The sequence below is a fragment of the Burkholderia aenigmatica genome (assembly GCF_902499175.1).
In the GTDB taxonomy this organism is placed as follows: domain Bacteria; phylum Pseudomonadota; class Gammaproteobacteria; order Burkholderiales; family Burkholderiaceae; genus Burkholderia; species Burkholderia aenigmatica.
Genome location: NZ_CABVQC010000044.1, coordinates 59,574 through 78,222 on the forward strand (window position 1 = coordinate 59,574; position 18,649 = coordinate 78,222).

An 18,649-nucleotide genomic window follows, 5' to 3' on the forward strand; every position below is an offset into this window, starting at 1 on the left:
TTGAAGCCGGTGGGATCGTATTTCGCGGAATATGCGAGTATCGGCTGTCCGGGAGGTTGGGGCAAGGGGTGATTTTGGTGCGGAACCGTCGTCGGGCCTGTCGCAGCGGGCCTGACGGGCGGTTAACCGGGCAGAGAACGCCGTGCAAGCCGGGGCGAAATCGCGGCAGAAACAGGCATCGACGCGCCCGGCCGAGCGCCGTGTTTCCGGGGCCGGATCGGCCGAAGGGCGGGGCTGTCGCCGCCAGGATGCCGGTTTGCCGCAAAGAAAGGCGAATGAAAGATTTGTGCGCGAAGCCCGGTTTCCCGCGAGCCTCAGATATTCCACGACTGCGCGGTATCGAGCAGCTTCTCGCGCAACTGGTCGACTTCCCCGGCCAGCTTGGCCGTGATCGACACGTACCCGGACAGCTGCGGCGGCGGTGCGTCGTGTGGCGGGTTGGCCGGCCGGCGGCGCGCGGCGAGCCGGCTCGGCGTGCCGAACTTGAGCGCGCGGCTCGCGCCGAGCAGCGTGTCGCGGATGCGCCGGTTCACGGCTTTCATGTCGACGCGCATGTATTCGCGCGCCGCGACGTCGTCGCGGGCCGGCACCGCGCTCGACAGGATCTCCAGATAGCCGATGCACAGGCGCAGGCTGCGCTGGATCGCCTCGAGCTGCGTCATCGACGTCTCGCATTCCTTCGACACCGACGGCATCAGCGAGCGCAACTGCACCAGCAGCGCGCTCAGCGCGGCCATTTCCTTCAGGTGCGCGTCGTCGCTCACGTGGCGGTCGCCCGCGAGCCGCGCATGCACGGCCGCGCACGCGCGCAGCGCATCGGCGAGCTTGTAGCGCCACGAGTAGGTGGCATAGAGCGGCAGCGCGAACGAGAACGCCAGCGCGATCGCGATGCCGGTCAGCACGTTCACCGCGCGCCACAGGCCGTCGACGATCTCGTTGTCGCCGTGCCCGGCGACGATCACCATCGTGATCGCCGACAGCAGCGCGATATAGCCGGCCTTGCCGATCGCGTGATACGCGCAGAAGCCGCATGCGAGCGCCATCAGCAGGTAGATCGCGAGCGGCGCGTGCACGAACGAATAGAGCAGGATCAGCCCGAGCCCCGCGAGCGCGCCGATCGACGTGCCGAGCGCGCGCTCGGCCGCCTTCTTGCGGATGTTGCCGTGGTGCTGCAGCCCGCCGACGACGATCAGCACGGTGATCGTCGACCACTCGCCGTGCGGAACGTTGAGGCCGGTGGACAGCGCGATCGACACGAGAATCGCGAGCGAGACGCGCGCCGCATGGATCAGCTTCGCGTGCCGGTAGCGGCGGTACGGGTCGAGCAGCGGGCGGAGCGCGTTGCGCAGGAGCGGCGGCAGCCGGGTAGGGAGCGGGGCGGTCATGGCGGAGCTGGGGTGGCCGGAACGCGCACGGCGGCCTGCGCGGGCCGGCGCCGCGCCGCATGCGCAGCAGACGTAACGCTAGCCGAACGCGGGAGGACTGTCCACGGCGCGGTCATCCGGCCTGGCCGGCCGCCGCGCGACTTCACGTCGCGTCAGTGCGATGTCACGCGTCCGCGGCGGTCGGCTGCGCCTCCAGCACGCGGTTGCGGCCGCCGGATTTCGCGCGGTACAGCGCCTCGTCGGCACGCCGCAATAGCGTCGCGGCGCTCAGGCGGCCGTCGGCGGCGGTCGCCGCGCCGATGCTCGCCGTGACCCGCCCGTACGGGCTGTTCATGTGCTCGATGTCGAGCCCCACGATCGCGCGCCGGATGGCCTCGGCGACGATCGCCGCGCCTTTCGCATCGGTGTCGGGCAGCGTGACGACGAATTCCTCGCCGCCGTAGCGCGCGACGTGATCGCTGTCGCGGCGCAGGCAGCGCGACGCGGTTTGCGCGACGCGCCGCAGCACGTCGTCGCCGGCCGGGTGGCCGTAGTAGTCGTTGAACGCCTTGAAGTGATCGACGTCGACGAACAGCACCGACAGCGGGCGGCCGCTGCGCGACGCGCGCTGCGCTTCCTTCGCGAGCACCGTGTCGAACGTGCCGCGGTTGTCGAGGCCCGTCAGCGCATCGGTGTGCGCGAGCCGGTACAGCTTCGATTCGGCGATCTGCCGGCGCTTCAGCTCGCGCGACAGCGCCAGCGACCCCCACGCGATGAAGCCGGTGAACAGGCACATCAGCACGACGGTCCAGATCGCGCGGTGGTGCCACGACGCGTAGATGTCGATCTCGGCGGGCGCGACGTCGACGATCAGCGGCAGGCCGGCGAGATGCTTGTAAACATAGATGCGCCGGATGCCGTCGATCGCGCCGATGCCGGTCAGCGCGCCGGTGCGGGCGCGCTGCGATTCGATGAACAGCGGCGAGTCGTGCAGGTCGAGGCCGACCACGTGCGCGTCGTACGGCAGGCGCGACACGAGCGTGCCGTTGTCCTCGACGATTGCCGCGCTGCCGTGCTTGCCGACCGCGAGGCCGTCGAGCAGCGCGTGGAAGTAATCGATGCTGAGCGTGCCGACGACGATGCCGGCGAACGTGCCGTCGGGCCGGCTGATCCGGCGGCTGAGCGCGATCGTCAGTGCGCCGCCGCGCAGCCGGGCCGCATACGGCCGGCTGATGTAGAGGCCTTGCGTGAGCCCGTCGCGATGCACGGCGAAGTAGTCGCGGTCGGCGAAATTACCTTGCCGTGCGGGCGACGCGCTCGAATCGATCGCGATATTGCCGTGCGCGTCCATCACGAAGATCGATCCGAGATACTCGCCGGTCGCCGCACGGTCGAACAGCAGCCGGTGGCGCTGGCGCGGCGGCAAGGTCATCAGTTCCGGGTCGGCCATGCCGTCGACGACGTTCTGCAGCGACAAATCGTAGAGTTCGATATTGCGCGCGATATCGCGTTCGATCAGCAGCATCAGGTTGCGGGCATTTTCGACCGCATGGTCATATGCGTCGCGTCGCGCCTCGATTAAAAGCGACGTGGAAAGCCCCCAGCTGAACATCAGCAGCACGATCCCCGCAACGAGTACGCCGCGGGGCGACAGAATGCGTGCCACGATCGACGCGGTATGGCGGCGCAGTGCGGCGGGCAGCGTGAATGACTTCATCCTCGGGGGCGGCGGGCGGCGGATTTTCGCGTCGTTGGCGATTCCGCGTGCTGTTTATTTCGAATTGGCTCGCATTATCTCGCGATTTCCTGACATTCGCGTGCGCATGCAAAACATGCATGCCGATACGGTGATTCAGAATTGTTACGCATCATTACCGCTTTACGCGCGGGGGATTTGATTTGAATCAATCGTCGATATCGGTTGTTTTGTCTGAATAATCCCGTGATTACCCGGCGATTATGTAGGTCGGCGCGGGATCGGGAGGATGGCGACAGGACAGCGGCGAAATACCGGGCGGATCGGAAAGCCGGATAACCCCCCGGCGCATGTGGTTTTTATGCCGGTCTGCGGCGATGCTCCGGTTCGACGCGGCCAACTCCTTGATTCTGCGAAATCTCCGCGGCAGTGGCGGGTGGCGGAACCTGAGCTGTCCCCGTGACGAATCAGGTAGAATCCGCGCTTCGCCGCAGGCGCCCGCCGCGCAACGCGTATCGGGGCCGCATCGAATGCATCGCAGGACGCGCACCGCGCTCCGATTCCGCATGCGCCGGCTACGGATGCCGGCCCGCTCAACGTTCGTCTCGTTTATGTCCGCAATTCCGAAATCCGACCCACCCGGTTCGCCCGCGAACCCACCCAAGCTTCATCGCGCGCTGAAGGCGCGCCACCTGACGATGATCGCCATCGGCGGCTCGATCGGCACGGGCCTGTTCGTCGCGTCCGGCGCGTCGATCTCGCAGGCCGGCCCCGGCGGCGCGATGGTCGCGTACATGGCGATCGGCCTGATGGTCTATTTCCTGATGACGAGCCTCGGCGAAATGGCGGCGTTCATGCCCGTGTCGGGCTCGTTCGCGACCTATGGCGCGAAATACGTGGACGAAGGCTTCGGCTTCGCGCTCGGCTGGAACTACTGGTACAACTGGGCCGTGACGATCGCGGTGGAGCTCGTCGCCGCGCAGCTCGTGATGCATTACTGGTTTCCGGACGTGCCGGGCGTGTGGTGGAGCGCGGCCTTCCTCGGCGTGATGTTCCTGCTCAACGCGCTGACCGTGCGCGGCTTCGGCGAGGCCGAATACTGGTTCGCGCTGATCAAGGTCGTCACCGTGGTCGCGTTCATCGGTGTCGGCCTGCTGATGATCTTCGGCATTCTGAAGGGCGCGCCGAGCAACGGCTGGGGCAACCTGACGATCGGCGACGCGCCGTTCGCGGGCGGCCTGCCGGCGTTGATGGGCGTCGCGATGATCGCCGGCTTCTCGTTCCAGGGCACCGAGCTGATCGGCGTTGCGGCCGGCGAATCGGAAAACCCGCGTACGACGATCCCGCGCGCGGTGCGCCAGGTGTTCTGGCGGATCCTGCTGTTCTACGTGTTCGCGATCTTCGTGATCGGCGTGCTGATTCCCTATACCGACCCGAACCTGCTGAAGACGGACGTGACCGACATCGGCGTGAGCCCGTTCACGCTCGTGTTCCGCCACGCGGGCCTCGCGTTCGCGGCCGGCGTGATGAACGCGGTGATCCTGACGGCCGTGCTGTCGGCCGGCAACTCGGGCATGTACGCGTCCACGCGGATGCTCTACAACCTCGCGACCGAAGGCCGTGCGCCGAAGATCTTCGCGAAGCTGTCGCGCGGCGGCGTGCCGCGCAACGCGCTGTACGCGACGACGGCCGTCGGCGCGTTGTGCTTCTTCACGTCGCTGTACGGCGACAAGACCGTGTACCTGTGGCTGCTGAACACGTCGGGGATGACGGGCTTCATCGCGTGGCTCGGCATCGCGGTCAGCCATTACCGGTTCCGAAAGGGCTACGTGAAGCAGGGCTACTCGCTCGACCAGCTGCCGTACCAGTCGAAGTGGTTCCCGTTCGGCCCGCTGTTCGCGTTCGTGCTGTGCCTCGTGATTGCGCTGGGTCAGGACTATCAGGCGTTCCTCGCGAACCGGATCGACTGGGCCGGCGTGGCCGCGACCTATGTCGGCATTCCGCTGTTCCTCGTTGTGTGGCTTGGCTTCCGGTTCCTGAAGAAGAGCCGCTTCGTGCGCTACGAAGACATGGAAATCGCGCCGTGGATCGCCGCGAGCCGCGGCGCGCAGCGGGAGCCGGTGGTGAACCGCGAAACCGTGGGCTGACGCAGGCGCGGCCAGCGGCCGCGCGACATGCGACGAAACGGGAAGCCTCGCGCTTCCCGTTTTTTTTGCCCGGCTTTTGCCTGTACGGGGTCAAAGCCGGTTATATTGCCCGACCCTACCGGGCCACGGCCCGGCCGGCGCGAGGCGCGCCGCGCGGATCGGCATCCGGCGCGCGCGAGGTGCGGCGGCCGGCGACATGTCCGGCGTTTTCATCGTTCCATCCGGGCCGCTCCGGCCCGCGGAGCGCGCAACCCAGAGGAATCCATGAGCGCATCACCCGCCGAGCGGAAGGCCGGACCCGTTTCCATCGTGCGACTCGAAGCCGCGATCAACGCGTGGCGCGAAGTGTATCCGCCGGCGCCGGACGGCGAGGACGGCTACGCGCTCGACGCCGGCAGCAATTGCCTCGCGGAGCTGTACGGCACGATGATCTGCTACCAGTTGCCGGACGTGCCGCTCGACTCGCTGAGCGACGCGCAGCGCGACGCGCTCTACGCGACCGAGGTGTGACGGACGGCGCGTGACGCCGCCGTGTCGCGGCGTCGATGAAACAACGGGAAGCTCGCGGGCTTCCCGTTTTGCTTTGGGCGGCGCGGGGCCGTGCGCGTGGCGGTTGGCGCCGCCTGCGGTATCGTGACGACATCATCCGGCCCGGGTTGAACGCCGGATCGCTGTCCGGGAGGCATCGAACATGGAGTTGAGACACCTCCGCTACTTCGTCGCGGTTGCCGAAGAGCGGAATTTCACGCGGGCGGCCGAACGGCTGCACATCGCGCAGCCGCCGCTGAGCCGCCAGATCCAGCAGCTCGAGGAAGCGCTCGGCGTGCCGCTGTTCGAGCGCAACGCGCGGCCGCTGAAGCTGACCGACGCGGGGCGCTTCTTCTATTCGCACGCGGTGCAGCTGCTCGCGCAGACGACCGAGCTCGAATCGATGACGAAGCGGGTCGGCAAGATCGAGCGCAGCATGTCGGTCGGCTTCGTCGGCTCGACGCTGTACGGGATGCTGCCGAAGATCATCCGGCGCTTTCGCAGCGAGTATCCGGCCGTCGAGCTGAGCCTGCACGAGATGTCGACGATGGACCAGATCAAGGCGCTGAAGGAAGGGCGCATCGACGTCGGGTTCGGACGCATCCGCCACGAGGATCCGAGCGTGCGGCGCGTCGTGCTGCGCGAGGAGCGGATGATCGTCGCGCTGCCGGTCGGCCATCCGCTCGACAGCGCGAAGCCCGTGCTGTCGCTGCACGATCTCGTGAACGACACGCTGATCATCTTTCCGAAGGCGCCGCGCCCGAGCTATGCGGACCAGGTGCTCGCGGCGTTTCACGATCGCGCGTTGCAGCCGCGCAAGATCTACGAGACGCGCGAGCTGCAGATCGCGCTCGGCCTCGTCGCGATGGGCGAGGGCGTGTCGGTCGTGCCGCACAGCGTGTACGGGCTGAAGCGCGACGACATCAGCTACAAGCCGCTCGATGATCCGAATCTCGTGTCGCCGATCATCATGAGCATGCGGATGCTCGACGAATCGGAGGATCTCCGCGCGATGCAGGCGCTGATCTACCGGCTGTACGACGAGGCGCAGATGGAGTATCTGCCGCCGCAGCCCGAATGAACGCGCGAGCGGTGGGGGCTTGCTTGACGCTGTGTGCGGGCACGGGCCAACATCGCAGGATCCAGTGTGGCCGCCGAGGGGCGGCCGCTTTCATGCAGACGACAGACACATGACCGACATCGTGACCGAGGAGACAACCGTCGAGACGCCGCAAGGGCGCCTCTTTGCGAAACGCTGGCGCGGTGGTCCGGCGCAACAGGCAGCGGGTGCGTTGAATGTAGGCGCAGCTGAGCCGGCCGCGCCTACGCCGGTCGCACCTACGCCGGTCGCACCGATCGTGCTGCTGCACGATTCGCTCGGCTGCGTCGACCTGTGGCGCGACTTCCCCGCGCAGCTCGCGAGCGCCACGCAGCGCGACGTGATCGCATACGATCGCCTCGGCTTCGGCCGTTCCGATCGTCATCCGGGGAAACTCGGCACGACGTTCGTGCGCGACGAGGCCGAGCGTGCATTCGCGACGCTGCTCGAACAACTGGGCGTCGACGCGTTCGTCGCGCTCGGGCACAGCGTCGGCGGCGGGATGGCGGTCGGGTGTGCGGCCGCGCATCCGGAGCGTTGCCGCGCGCTCGTGACGATCGCCGCGCAGGCGTACGTCGAGGATCGCACGCTGGCCGGCATTCGCGGCGCGGGGCAGCAATTCGACGAACCGGGCCAGCTCGACCGGCTCGCGCGCTATCACGGCGACAAGGCCGAATGGGTGCTGCGCGCGTGGGTCGATACGTGGCTGTCGCCGGCCTTTCGCGACTGGAATCTCGACGACGACTTGCCGCGCGTGCAATGCGCGACGCTCGCGATTCACGGCGAAGACGACGAATACGGGTCCGACGTGCATCCGAAGCGGATCGCCGCGCGCGTCGCGGGGCCGTCGTCGTATCTGTTGCTCGGCCGATGCGGGCACATGCCGCACCGCGAGCGAACCGACGACGTGCTGGCCGCCGTCGCGACGTTCCTGCGCGACGTGCCCGCCTGAGCGCGGCTGCCACCGGCGGGCTCGCACCCGCCGGCCGTCAGAACGCGAGCTGGATCGCGAGGTCGAGCGCGAGCAGTGCGATCGAGCAGCCGATACCGAGGACCACGTTCGGCAGCCGGTGCTCGAAGTCGCGATTGTCGCGGCGCATCGCGGCGCCGAGCAGGAAGATCGCTTCGACGAATATCTGCAGCCCGACGAACAGCAGCATCAGCAGATACTCGTAGCCCATCTGCTTGAACCCGGCGAAGTGCATCCCGTGATCGCGGATCCATTGGCCGACGCGCAGCAGTTCGTAAACGAACAGCAAGGCGGGAAACAGGTAGCTGATGAAATAGGTCGGCGCGGTGGCGTGCCGTAGTTCGAGGTGGAAGTGCTGATGCGTGGTTGCCATCACGAATCCCTCCTTGCAACGCATGATTGCGGTCGCGACGGCGGCGCGACAACGTGCAAATAAAGGGATTACCCGAGGCGTCGTGCGCAGCCGTACGACATCAGCATACTGCTGCACGGGAAATTTGGCATGCGGTGCGTGCGGTCGTCGTAAAAATGCATCTGCGCCGCGCGCCGCGTTTATCGCGCCGCATTCGGTGCATTCGCCGGATGCGCGGCGCCAGCCGGTTGCGTGGTGCTCGATGCATGCGGCCGCCACCACTCGGGATGCTGCTCCAGATCGCCGGCCAACGCGCGCAGCGCGCTCGAGGTGCGCGCGAATTGCGTCAGCGTGCGGCGGACGTTCGATGTATTGGCACCTTGTTGCGCGAGCATTGCCTGCGCGGCCGTGAACGACTGCCGCGCGGTGCCCAGCGCCGCGCGCGCATGCGGGGCGAGTTCGGTATCGAGTTGCTTGAACAGCGCATCGGTATTCACGAGCGCGGCGTTCAGATCCGTACCCATGCGATCGAGCGGCAACCGGGAAAGCGTGCCGGCGATATCGGTCATCTGGACGCGCAGGACGTCGAGCGTGCCGGGCACGGTCGGCAGCACAATCGGCTCGCGATGCGTGTCGACCGAGGTGGGTGGGGCATTCGTCGCATGCGGGGTGGCGGTCGCCCGTTTCGGGCGCTCGCTGCTCGCGGTCGTGCTCGGGCGCTTGTGATCCGGTGAGTGCCTGACTGGCCACGGGCCACCGGCGCCGCTCAGCCTTTCGCTTCCGCGCCTTCGACGAACAGTTTCGCGACCGCCTGGAACTCCCGTTTCAGCGATAGCCCCGGCACGGTCAGCCAGCGCAGCATCGCCGCGAGATACAGGTGATGGAACCACGCCGCGAGCTGGTCGGCCCGCAGTGTGCCGTTCAGTTCGCCGGATTGCTGCCCGGCTGCGATCAGTTGCTGCCACACGAGCGCGATATCGCTGCCGTTCTCTCCACCGCTTGCCGGTTCAACCGCGCCGATGCTCAGGAAGCGATGGCGCAAATACGCGAGCAGGTACGCGGGATGCTGCTCGCACCACGCGGCCGACGCATCGAGCACGCAGCCGATGCGCGACGCGAAGGTCTTGCGCCGCGCGCCGTCGCGTTTCAAATGTGCGAGATCGCGCGCGAGTTCGCCTTCCAGCCAGTGCGCGAGCACGGCTTCCTTCGTTGCAAAGTGGTTGTACAGCGTGCGCTTCGCAACATCGGCCTGCGCGGCGATCTGTTCCATCGTGACGGCGTCGTAGCCGTGCGCGTCGAACAGGCGTGCGCCGGTGGCGGCGAGATGCGCGAGCATCTGGATGCGCTTGCGCGCGCGACGGCCCGGATCATCGGTCGAAATCGGCATGGCGAGGGATTGACTGAAAGTGCACGAGTTGCATTAGTATACGACGTGCATCTTTTTGAATCCACCCGTTCCCGCCGTGCACGAGGAGTCACGCATGAAGCTCGTCATCGCCACCTACGGCACCGAAGGCGACACGCGCCCGCTCGCGGCGCTCGGCCGTGCGCTGATCGATGCCGGCCATGAGGTCCGGTTGCTGGCCGACGCGGCGACGCTCGGGGCGGCCACGGCGCTCGGCGTGCCGTCGGCGCCGTTGTCCGGCGATATCCGCCGTGCGATTGCGCCGGATGGCGCGTTGGCGGATGCGGTGCGCGGGCGCGGGGGTTTCAACGACACGTCGAAGGCGCTCGCGGCGATCGCCAATGCGAACACGGTCGCGTGGATGCGGGAAATCGCGGAGGCGTCGGAAGGCTGCGACGCGATCCTCGTGTCGGGGCTCGCATCGTTCGTCGGCTTGTCGGTCGCCGAGTTTCGCGGCGTGCCGGCGATCGGCACCGGCATGATCCCGATCACACCCACTACGGCATTCGCGTCACCGTTCCTGCCGCCGCAGAAGCTGCCGCGCCGGCTGAATCGCGCGAGCCACCGGTTCGTGAACGCGCTGTTGTGGCAGGCGTTCAGGAAGGCGACGAATGCGGCACGTGCGAGCGTGTGCGGATTGCCGCCGCGCAGGCAGGTATGGACCGATCATCCAATGCTGTACGGCGTGTCGCCGGCACTGCTGTCCGACCCTGGCGACTGGCCGTCGAACGTGCAGGCATGCGGCCAGTGGCGGATCGATGCGCACGCCTGGGCGCCACCGTCCGAATGCTCGGCTTTTCTCGAAGCCGGCGATCCGCCCGTGTACATCGGCTTCGGCAGCATGGCCGGCTTCGATCGCGTCGCGATGGTCGATGCGCTCGTGCGCGCGCTCGCCGGCCGGCGAGCGTTGTTCTATCCAGGCTGGAGCGGTATCGATGCGTCGATGCTGCCCGCGCACGTTCACGTGATTGGCGATACGCCGCATGACTGGCTGTTCCCGCGCGTGTCGATGGCGATCCATCACGGCGGGTCGGGCACCACGCATTCGGCCGCGCGGGCCGGCATTCCGTCGGTCGTCGTGCCGTTTGCGGGCGATCAATTCTTCTGGGCGAACCGGCTGCAAAAACTCGGCGTGGCCGATGCGCCGGTCGCGGGGCGGCACATGAACGCTACCGCGCTGGCGCAGGCCATCGCGTTTGCCGAACGGGACGAAACGAAAGCGCGCGCGTTCGAACTCGGCGCGCGCATCGCGCAAGAGGAAGGTTTGAAGCGGGCCGTCAGTGCGATCGAGCGATGGGGGCGGCCGGGCGCGCGGTAAGCCCGCACATCACCGTCAGAAATGCCCGGTGAACCGGTAACGGCTGCCCGGGTGCCACAGGTTGGCGACCGACGCGACCAGCCCCTGCGACCACGTGCGCCGATGCAGCAGCAGGCACGGCTCGCGGTCGTCCATCGTCAGGTGGCGGCGCGTTTCGGTGTCGGGCATCGCGGCCTCGATCCGGTATTCGACCCGCTGCAGCGGCGCGACGCGCGTCAGGTACTGGTTCGGCGTCGTCGTCGTGAAGTCCTGCAACGCGTATTCCGGCGCGCAGGCCGGATTGACCCAGCGTTCCTCGAGCTGCACGGGCGTGTCGTTCTCGAAGTGCAGCACGCGCGAATGGAAGATCGGGCTGCCGGTGTCGATCTGCAGTTCATCGGCGAGCTTCGTATCGGCGACGGCCGCGCCCACTTGCAGCACCTGCGCGCGATAGCCGTGGCCGCGCGCGGCGACTTCGTCCGAGATGCTGCGGATCGCGACGAGCGTCGATTCGTACTTCGGCGACGCGACATACGTGCCGGAGCCGCGCGTGCGCGTGAGCACCTGCTCGGCGGTCAGCTCGCGCAGCGCGCGGTTGACGGTCATCCGCGCGACGTTGAATTCGCGTGCGAGCTCGTTCTCCGACGGCACCTGGTCGCCTTCCGCCCATTCGCCGGCATGAATGCGCGCGAGGATGAAGTCCTTGATTTCCTGATAGATCGGTGTGGTCATGGGATCACGATTCCAGAGTCGGCAGCGGCCCGCCGCCGAATGCCGATCCGGCGCGCGCCCGGCGCCGAGTGTACCGGTTTCGCGGACGCGCGGGCCCGGATTTCCCGAATGATCCCTGTTCGGCCGGCGCGCGTCCATGCGGGATTGCACAGAGCGGCCGGCCTTTCGCAGCCGGCGCGCGGTCAGAACCGATGCCGGATGCCGACCGTCCCGACCACCTGCGTGTTGTTCGACGAAGCCGCGAGCCCCGTGACGTTCGCGAAGCCGAGCGGCGCGCCCGACGGCACGCCGAACTGGTGCTGGTAGACGGTTTCCGCGTAGACGTCGGTGCGCTTGCTCAACGCGTAGTCGGCCATCAGCGTCACCTGATGCCATTTCGGCCGATGGCTGCCGGTTGCGTCGTCGTAGCGGCCATTGGTGAACGTATAGGCGCCCGCGAACGAGACGGCCGGCGTCAGCGCGTAGCGTGCGTTGACCTCGAAGTTGTCGAAGCGCAGCGCGTTCAGCGCGCCGGCCAGCGACGACGCGGCCGTTTCATCGAACATCGAATGCGTCCACAGCGCGCCGACCGTCAGCCGGTCGAACGCGTAGCTGCCGCCCGCGCCCATCACGCGCTGGCGCACGGCCGGGAAGTTCGGCCCGTCGTTGGTCGACAGCGCACCGCCGGCCGTCAGCCCGCCGCGGTTGAGCTGCAGGTACGCGGCGCCGAGGCTGACCGGCCCGTTCGCATACGACACGCCCGCGCTGTATGCGCGGTTGTTCGCGAAGCCGCCGGCCGCGTTGCTGAACCCGTACAGGCCGCCGAACTGCCAGCCGGCGAGCGTCGGGCTCGTGTATTTCACCGCGTTGTCGATGTAGAACGAATCGTCGATGTTGTCGTTGTCGAACGGGTGCGACGCGAGGTTGTTGCCGTCGCCGTTGTTCGCCATCGCGAGCGGGCCGAGATAGTCGACCACGGCGTCGTATTGGCGGCCGAGCGTCAGCGCGCCGTACTGGTCGCTCTGCAGGCCGACGTATGCGTGGCGGCCGAACATCGTGTTCTTGTAGGACTGCGTGCCGTTGTTCAGGTTGAAGCCGTTCTCGAGGCGGAACAGCGCATGCAGGCCGCCGCCGAGATCCTCGTTGCCGCTCAGCCCGAAGACCGTATTCGACAGCAGCCCGCTGCCTTGCTGCCACGTGCTTTTACCCGACTGGTTGTTCGTATAGACGATACCCGCATCGAGCATCCCGTAGAGCGTGACGCTGCTTTGCGCATGCGCGGCAGCGCTGAGGAATGCGAGGGAGAGGGTACCGGCGACTGCTTTTTTCATTGTGAGTGCTTCCTGGAAAGGCCCGTAGCGACGGGAACGACGATCCGGCGCGCGTGCCGGCGGCGGACGGGCGCGGCTCGTGACGAACCGCGCGCGCTCGCACCGGAAACGCGCGTTCGAATCGATGAAAGGGGAGCGGGCGCGTGACGCGTGTCACGCGCGGCGCAATGGAGACCGGCTAGTGCTGCAGCAGGCGGATCGTGCCGAATTCGGCGGCCGGCAGCACGCGAAGGATCGACAGGATGGCCGGCGACGCCTGCGATCGCGCGACTTCGAGCTCGATGCAGGCGCGCCCGGTGCGCTTGTCGATCGCGGCCGTGTAGAAATTGAGCGCGGCGCCGACGGCCTGGTGCAGCAGGCGCCGCACGACGGCGAGGTTGTCCGATTCGACGCGGATCGACAGCAGCACGCGTTCGTCGGCAGGATACCGGCGCCGCGAACGAACGGGCGGCAGCGCGCGTGAACTGGAGGATTCGATTCTGGTCGGTTTCATGCTGGCACCCCCGGGTCGCATCGTGCTCCGCACCGCGGAGATTTCGTCTTGGACATGCCGCCCATTCTAGGAATCGCGGTGAAGATACGGTGTATAGACTCGAACCGGCCCTGAAAAGAACGCATAAAAACGCCATTGCCACCAGCTTTCGTCTTTACAGCTTTTTTATTCCTTGTAAAGAAATTGAACACCGCTTTGATACGCGGATTTCTACACTGTCGCATCCCATTCGCCAGATGAGCATGGGGGCGTCACACGGGCCTGCGCCGACACGGCGAGGCCCGATACGCCGACGATCGCGCGGCGAGGCCGCGCATATGAAAAAAGGGGAAAGCCATGTTGTGGATCACCGGCGCGTTGTCGCTCGCGCTCTTTATCTATCTGTTTCATGCGTTGATCAAGCCCGAGCGGTATTGACCGGCGCGATTCAACAGGAATTCGAAAATATCGGTGAATGTCATGAGCGATCTGCTTTTCATTTTGTTCACGCTCGCGTTCTTTGCCTTGACGGCCGGTTTCATCACCGGCCTTGACCGGATCTGAGCGAGCGTCGACATGTTCAACAATCTCATTCAATTCGCGATCGTTCTCGCGATCATGCTGGCGCTGGTGCCCGTCGTCGGGAAATGGCTCGCGCACGCCTTTACGAGCCCGCGCCACGCGTGGGTCGAACGCCGTACCTATGCGCTGCTCGGCGTGAATCCCGACGAAGCGATGTCGTGGCAGCGCTACGGGATGGTGCTGCTGCTCAGCAATGCCGGGATGATGCTGGTCGGCTACCTGCTGCTGCGCATCCAGGACGCGCTGCCGTTCGACGCACTGCAGCGCGCCGCGCAAAGCCCCGACCTCGCGTTCAACACGGCCGCGTCGTTCATCACGAACACGAACTGGCAGGCGTATGCGGGCGAGAGCAGCCTGTCGAACTTCTCGCAGATGGCCGTCATCACGTTCCTGATGGTGGTCAGCGCGGCGACCGGGGTCGCGGCCGCGGGCGGCTTCATCCGCGGGCTGAGCCGCAAGAGCGCGGCGGACATCGGCAACTACTGGGTCGACTTCACGCGCGTGACCTATCGCGTGCTGCTGCCGCTCAGCTTCGTGATGGCGCTCGTATACGTGTGGCAGGGCATGCCGCAGACGCTCGCGTCCGATGCGTGGGCGACCACGCTCGAAGGCGCGCGCCAGCAGATCGTGATGGGGCCGGTTGCAAGCCTCGAATCGATCAAGCATATCGGCACGAACGGCGGCGGCTTCTTCAGCATGAACGCCGCGCACCCGTTCGAGAACCCGACGCCGCTCACCAACACGCTGCACATGCTGTCGATGCTGCTGATTCCGTCCGCGTTGACCTATGCGCTTGGCACGATGATCGGCCGGCGCCGCCAGGGCTGGGTGATTCTCGGCGCGTTCGTCGTGATGTTCGTCGGCTTCCTGGCCGTGATCTATTCGGCCGAGCAGCACGGCAATCCGCTCGTGACCGGGCTCGGCGTCGACCAGCAGATGAGCGCCACGCAGCCGGGCGGCAACATGGAAGGCAAGGAGATGCGCTTCGGCATCGCGCAGACGAGCCTGTTCGCCACCGTCACGACGGCCGCGGCCACCGGGTCGGTCGATGCGATGCATGACTCGCTGACGCCGCTCGGCGGGCTCGTGCCGATCGCGCAGATGATGCTGAACAACGTGTTCGGCGGCGACGGCGTCGGGCTGATCAACCTCTTCACGTTCGCGATCCTCACGGTGTTCCTGGTCGGGATGATGATCGGGCGCACGCCGGAGTTCCTCGGCAAGAAGATCGAGGCGCGCGAGATGAAGCTCGTGATGCTCGCGGTGCTCGCGCATCCGTTCAGCATCCTCGGCTTCACCGCGGTGGCGTCGATGCTGCACTCGACGATGGACAGCCTCGCGAACCTCGGCCCGCATGGCTTCAGCGAAGTGCTGTACGCATACACGTCGGGCACGGCCAACAACGGTTCGGCATTCGCGGGCCTGAACGCGAACACGCCGTTCTTCAACACGACGATCGGCTTCGCGATGCTGATCGGCCGTTACCTGACGCTGCTGCCGATGCTCGCGGTCGCGGGCAGCCTCGCCGCGAAGAAGAGCGTGCCGGAAAGCGCGGGCACGCTGTCGACGTCGACGGGCCTGTTCGCCGGCCTGCTGATCTTCGTGATCCTGGTCGTCGGTGGCCTCACGTTCCTGCCGGCGCTCGCGCTCGGCCCGGTCGTCGAGCACCTGATGATGTCGGGCGGCCAACTGTTCTGAGGAAAACATCATGATGCAAGGCAATCGCCAGGCAGCGGCCGCCGCCGCGCCGGCACCCGGTTCTTCGTTCGGCGCGGCGACGCGCGGCCTCGTGCGGCCCGTGATCGCGTCGTCGGTGCTGTTCATGCTCGTGACGGGGATCGCGTATCCGCTGCTCACCACGGGCGTCGCGAACGTGCTGTTCCCGTCGCAGGCGCGCGGCAGTCTCGTGCAGCAGAACGGCACGACGGTCGGCTCGGCGGTGATCGGGCAGAACTTCACGCGCGCCGGCTACTTCCACGGGCGGCCGAGCGCGACGACCGGCGCCGATCCGGCCGATCCGTCGAAGACGGTGGACCAGCCGTACAACGCGGCCGGCAGCGGCGCCAGCAACCAGGGCGCCACCAGCAAGAAGCTGCTCGCGGATATCGCGCAGCGGGTGCGCGCGTATCGGCAGGAGAACGCGCTCGCCGCCGGCACGCCGGTGCCGGCGGATGCCGTGACCGCGTCGGCATCGGGGCTCGATCCCGAGATCTCGGTCGCGAATGCGCGGCTGCAGGCGGCGCGGGTGGCGCAGGCGCGCCGCGTCGACGCCGCGCACGTCACGGCGCTGGTCGACCGCGTCGCCACACCGCGCCAGCTCGGCGTGCTCGGCGAACCGCGCGTGCGCGTGCTCGACCTGAACCTTGCGCTGGACCGCGCATTCGGCCAGGCGGCCGGCGCGAAGCAATAGCAGGAACCACGGAGTCACTCATGTCCCATATCGAAACCCCGATCACCCCCGCGGCCATGCCGGTCGGCGGCGTGCCGCCGATGCGCTGGACGGCCGTGCTGCGCGAGGCGTTCCGCAAGCTTGCGCCGCGCGTGCAGTTGAAGAACCCAGTGATGTTCGTCGTGTATCTCGGCAGCATCGTCACGACCGTGCTGTGGCTGCAGGCGCTGACCGGCACGGGCGATGCGCCGGCCGGCTTCATCTTCGCGGTCGCGTGCTGGCTGTGGTTCACCGTGCTGTTCGCGAACGCGGCCGAGGCGCTGGCCGAAGGGCGCGGCAAGGCGCAGGCCGACGCGCTGCGTGCGGCGCGCAAGCGCGTGTACGCGAAGGTGCTCGACGAGCCGAAGCAATTCGGCAGCACCAGCCATCGCGTGCCGAGCGACGAGCTCGCCGCCGGCAGCATCGTGCTCGTCGAAGCCGGCGACACGATCCCCGCCGACGGCGAAGTGATCGACGGCGTCGCGTCGGTCGACGAATCGGCGATCACCGGCGAATCCGCGCCGGTGATCCGCGAGTCGGGCGGCGATTTCTCGTCGGTGACGGGCGGCACGCGTGTGCTGTCCGACTGGATCATCGTGAAGATCACCGCGCAACCGGGCGAGGCCTTTCTTGACCGGATGATCGCGATGGTCGAAGGCGCGAAGCGCGGCAAGACGCCGAACGAGGTCGCACTGACGATTCTGCTCGTCGCGCTGACGATCATCTTCCTGCTCGTGTGCGTGACGCTGCTGCCGTTCTCGCAGTTCAGCGTGCTGCTGAACGCGTCGGGCACGGCGGTGAGCCTGACCGTGCTGATCGCGCTGCTCGTCTGCCTGATTCCGACGACGATCGGTGCGCTGCTGTCGGCGATCGGCATTGCGGGGATGAGCCGCATGATGCGCGCGAACGTGCTCGCGACGTCGGGCCGCGCGATCGAGGCGGCCGGCGACGTCGACGTGCTGCTGCTCGACAAGACCGGCACGATCACGCTCGGCAACCGCGAGGCCGTGCAGTTCCGGCCCGCGCCGGGCGTGGACGAGCGTGCGCTGGCCGAGGCCGCGCAACTGTCGTCGCTGGCCGACGAGACGCCCGAGGGGCGCTCGATCGTCGCGCTCGCGAAGCAGCGCTTCTCGCTGGACGTGTCGGCGACCGCCGGCAGCATCACGGTGCCGTTCAGCGCGCGCACGCGGATGAGCGGCCTCGATATCGGCGAGCGCCAGGTGCGCAAGGGTGCGGCGTCCGCGATTCGTGCACACGTCGATGCGCTCGGCGGGGCATTCCCGCACGCCGTTGAGACAGCGGTCAACGATATCGCGCGGCGCGGCGGCACACCGCTCGTCGTCGCCGACGGTTCGCGCGTGCTCGGCGCGATCGAGCTGAAGGACATCGTCAAGCACGGGATCGGCGCGCGCTTCGCCGAGCTGCGCAAGGTCGGCGTGAAGACCGTGATGATCACCGGCGACAACCGGCTCACCGCGGCCGCGATCGCGGCGGAAGCCGGCGTCGACGACTATCTCGCGGAAGCGACGCCCGAAGACAAGCTGCGGCTGATCCGCGAGCACCAGGCGAAGGGCCATCTCGTCGCGATGACGGGCGACGGCACCAACGACGCGCCGGCACTCGCGCAGGCCGACGTGGCCGTCGCGATGCACAGCGGCACGCAGGCGGCGAAGGAGGCGGCCAACATGGTCGACCTCGACAGCAACCCGACCAAGCTGATGCAGGTGGTCGAGGTCGGCAAGCAGATGATCATGACGCGCGGTGCGCTGACCACGTTCAGCGTCGCCAACGATCTCGCGAAGTATTTCGCGATCATCCCGGCCGCGTTCGTCGCGACCTATCCGGCGCTCGGCGCGCTGAACGTGATGGGGCTGCACAGCCCGACGTCGGCGATCCTGTCGGCGGTGATCTTCAACGCGCTGATCATCGTCGCGCTGATCCCGCTCGCGCTGAAAGGCGTGAAGTATCGTGCGGAGCCGGCCGAGAAGCTGCTGGGGCGCAACCTGCTGATCTACGGCGTGGGCGGGATCATCGCGCCGTTCATCGGCATCAAGCTGATCGACATGCTGTTGACGCCGTTTATCTGACCGAACGCGCCGTCGCGGCCCCGCTCACGCCTTCGCGGCGTGCGCGGGGCCGTTCGGCGTTTCAATTGCCGGAAGCGATCATGGATGTGAATGTGAACGTGAGCAAAGCGAATCGACGGGCAACGGGGCCGCGGGACACCGCCGCCCGGCGCAGCGGGGACGGCGTGCGCCGCGACCGCT

General features: G+C 67.3%; 18 protein-coding genes. 9 read left to right on the forward strand and 9 right to left on the reverse strand.

Annotated features, from left to right (window positions below; genetic code table 11):
* Nucleotides 1-314 precede the first annotated feature (314 nt).
* Both BDO18943_RS27310 and BDO18943_RS27315 read right to left on the reverse strand, forming a co-directional pair.
* Nucleotides 315-1,385, reverse strand: coding sequence for an FUSC family protein (locus BDO18943_RS27310; protein WP_175024799.1), 1,071 nt, complete (start codon nt 1,383-1,385; stop codon nt 315-317).
* Between the two features lie 163 nt (nt 1,386-1,548).
* Nucleotides 1,549-3,081: a sensor domain-containing diguanylate cyclase gene (locus BDO18943_RS27315; RefSeq protein ID WP_043178078.1), complete on the reverse strand. Its 1,533-nt coding sequence runs from the start codon at nt 3,079-3,081 to the stop codon at nt 1,549-1,551.
* On the opposite strand from BDO18943_RS27315, the gene BDO18943_RS27320 reads away from it, so the two are divergent.
* The 5 genes from BDO18943_RS27320 to BDO18943_RS27340 all read left to right on the forward strand — a co-directional run bounded on the left by BDO18943_RS27320 (nt 3,068) and on the right by BDO18943_RS27340 (nt 7,786).
* Nucleotides 3,068-3,262, forward strand: coding sequence for a hypothetical protein (locus tag BDO18943_RS27320; protein ID WP_175024800.1), 195 nt, complete (start codon nt 3,068-3,070; stop codon nt 3,260-3,262). The two genes, BDO18943_RS27315 and BDO18943_RS27320, sit on opposite strands and share 14 nt — an antisense overlap.
* Nucleotides 3,263-3,671: 409 nt before the next feature.
* Complete coding sequence (locus BDO18943_RS27325; RefSeq protein WP_175024801.1) at nt 3,672-5,207, forward strand: amino acid permease; 1,536 nt, start codon at nt 3,672-3,674, stop codon at nt 5,205-5,207.
* Between the two features lie 264 nt (nt 5,208-5,471).
* The gene (locus BDO18943_RS27330) at nt 5,472-5,717 is read left to right on the forward strand and encodes a DUF3717 domain-containing protein (RefSeq protein ID WP_043178075.1); all 246 of its coding nucleotides are present in this window, start codon (nt 5,472-5,474) and stop codon (nt 5,715-5,717) included.
* A gap of 181 nt (nt 5,718-5,898) precedes the next feature.
* Nucleotides 5,899-6,816 carry a LysR family transcriptional regulator gene (locus tag BDO18943_RS27335; RefSeq protein ID WP_011355987.1) on the forward strand — a complete coding sequence of 306 codons (918 nt, stop codon included), beginning with the start codon at nt 5,899-5,901 and terminating at the stop codon, nt 6,814-6,816.
* Between the two features lie 109 nt (nt 6,817-6,925).
* Nucleotides 6,926-7,786 carry an alpha/beta fold hydrolase gene (locus BDO18943_RS27340; protein ID WP_175024802.1) on the forward strand — a complete coding sequence of 287 codons (861 nt, stop codon included), beginning with the start codon at nt 6,926-6,928 and terminating at the stop codon, nt 7,784-7,786.
* A 37-nt stretch (nt 7,787-7,823) separates the two neighbouring features.
* On the opposite strand, the gene BDO18943_RS27345 is transcribed toward BDO18943_RS27340, so the two are convergent.
* The 3 genes from BDO18943_RS27345 to BDO18943_RS27355 form a co-directional block, all read right to left on the reverse strand.
* On the reverse strand, nt 7,824-8,177 hold the full coding sequence (locus tag BDO18943_RS27345) for a hypothetical protein (protein ID WP_175024803.1): 354 nt from the start codon (nt 8,175-8,177) through the stop codon (nt 7,824-7,826).
* 179 nt (nt 8,178-8,356) lie between these two features.
* Nucleotides 8,357-8,770, reverse strand: a complete 414-nt coding sequence (locus BDO18943_RS27350; protein ID WP_175024804.1) for an MlaD/PqiB family protein — start codon at nt 8,768-8,770, stop codon at nt 8,357-8,359.
* A 152-nt stretch (nt 8,771-8,922) separates the two neighbouring features.
* On the reverse strand, nt 8,923-9,543 hold the full coding sequence (locus tag BDO18943_RS27355) for a TetR/AcrR family transcriptional regulator (protein WP_175024805.1): 621 nt from the start codon (nt 9,541-9,543) through the stop codon (nt 8,923-8,925).
* Between the two features lie 94 nt (nt 9,544-9,637).
* Between BDO18943_RS27355 and BDO18943_RS27360 the strand changes: the two genes are divergently transcribed.
* Nucleotides 9,638-10,879 carry a glycosyltransferase gene (locus tag BDO18943_RS27360; protein ID WP_175024806.1) on the forward strand — a complete coding sequence of 414 codons (1,242 nt, stop codon included), beginning with the start codon at nt 9,638-9,640 and terminating at the stop codon, nt 10,877-10,879.
* A gap of 15 nt (nt 10,880-10,894) precedes the next feature.
* Here the strand turns inward: BDO18943_RS27360 and hutC are convergent, their stop codons facing one another.
* The 4 genes from hutC to BDO18943_RS43210 form a co-directional block, all read right to left on the reverse strand.
* On the reverse strand, nt 10,895-11,590 hold the full coding sequence (hutC, locus tag BDO18943_RS27365; RefSeq protein ID WP_043178056.1) for a histidine utilization repressor: 696 nt from the start codon (nt 11,588-11,590) through the stop codon (nt 10,895-10,897).
* Between the two features lie 182 nt (nt 11,591-11,772).
* Entirely contained in the window at nt 11,773-12,900 is a 1,128-nt protein-coding gene (locus BDO18943_RS27370; RefSeq protein ID WP_175024807.1) for a porin, read from the reverse strand.
* A gap of 178 nt (nt 12,901-13,078) precedes the next feature.
* Nucleotides 13,079-13,393 carry a hypothetical protein gene (locus BDO18943_RS27375; RefSeq protein ID WP_235996204.1) on the reverse strand — a complete coding sequence of 105 codons (315 nt, stop codon included), beginning with the start codon at nt 13,391-13,393 and terminating at the stop codon, nt 13,079-13,081.
* A gap of 210 nt (nt 13,394-13,603) precedes the next feature.
* Nucleotides 13,604-13,969 carry a hypothetical protein gene (locus BDO18943_RS43210; protein ID WP_230624093.1) on the reverse strand — a complete coding sequence of 122 codons (366 nt, stop codon included), beginning with the start codon at nt 13,967-13,969 and terminating at the stop codon, nt 13,604-13,606.
* On the opposite strand from BDO18943_RS43210, the gene kdpA reads away from it, so the two are divergent.
* From kdpA to kdpB, 3 genes are read left to right on the forward strand one after another with little or no spacing between them, the layout of a single operon-like run.
* The gene (kdpA, locus tag BDO18943_RS27385) at nt 13,949-15,652 is read left to right on the forward strand and encodes a potassium-transporting ATPase subunit KdpA (RefSeq protein WP_175024808.1); all 1,704 of its coding nucleotides are present in this window, start codon (nt 13,949-13,951) and stop codon (nt 15,650-15,652) included. The genes BDO18943_RS43210 and kdpA overlap by 21 nt on opposite strands.
* Nucleotides 15,653-15,662: 10 nt before the next feature.
* Entirely contained in the window at nt 15,663-16,364 is a 702-nt protein-coding gene (gene kdpC / locus BDO18943_RS27390; protein WP_175024809.1) for a potassium-transporting ATPase subunit KdpC, read from the forward strand.
* A 56-nt stretch (nt 16,365-16,420) separates the two neighbouring features.
* The gene (kdpB, locus tag BDO18943_RS27395; protein ID WP_235996205.1) at nt 16,421-18,469 is read left to right on the forward strand and encodes a potassium-transporting ATPase subunit KdpB; all 2,049 of its coding nucleotides are present in this window, start codon (nt 16,421-16,423) and stop codon (nt 18,467-18,469) included.
* The last annotated feature ends 180 nt before the right edge of the window (nt 18,470-18,649 follow it).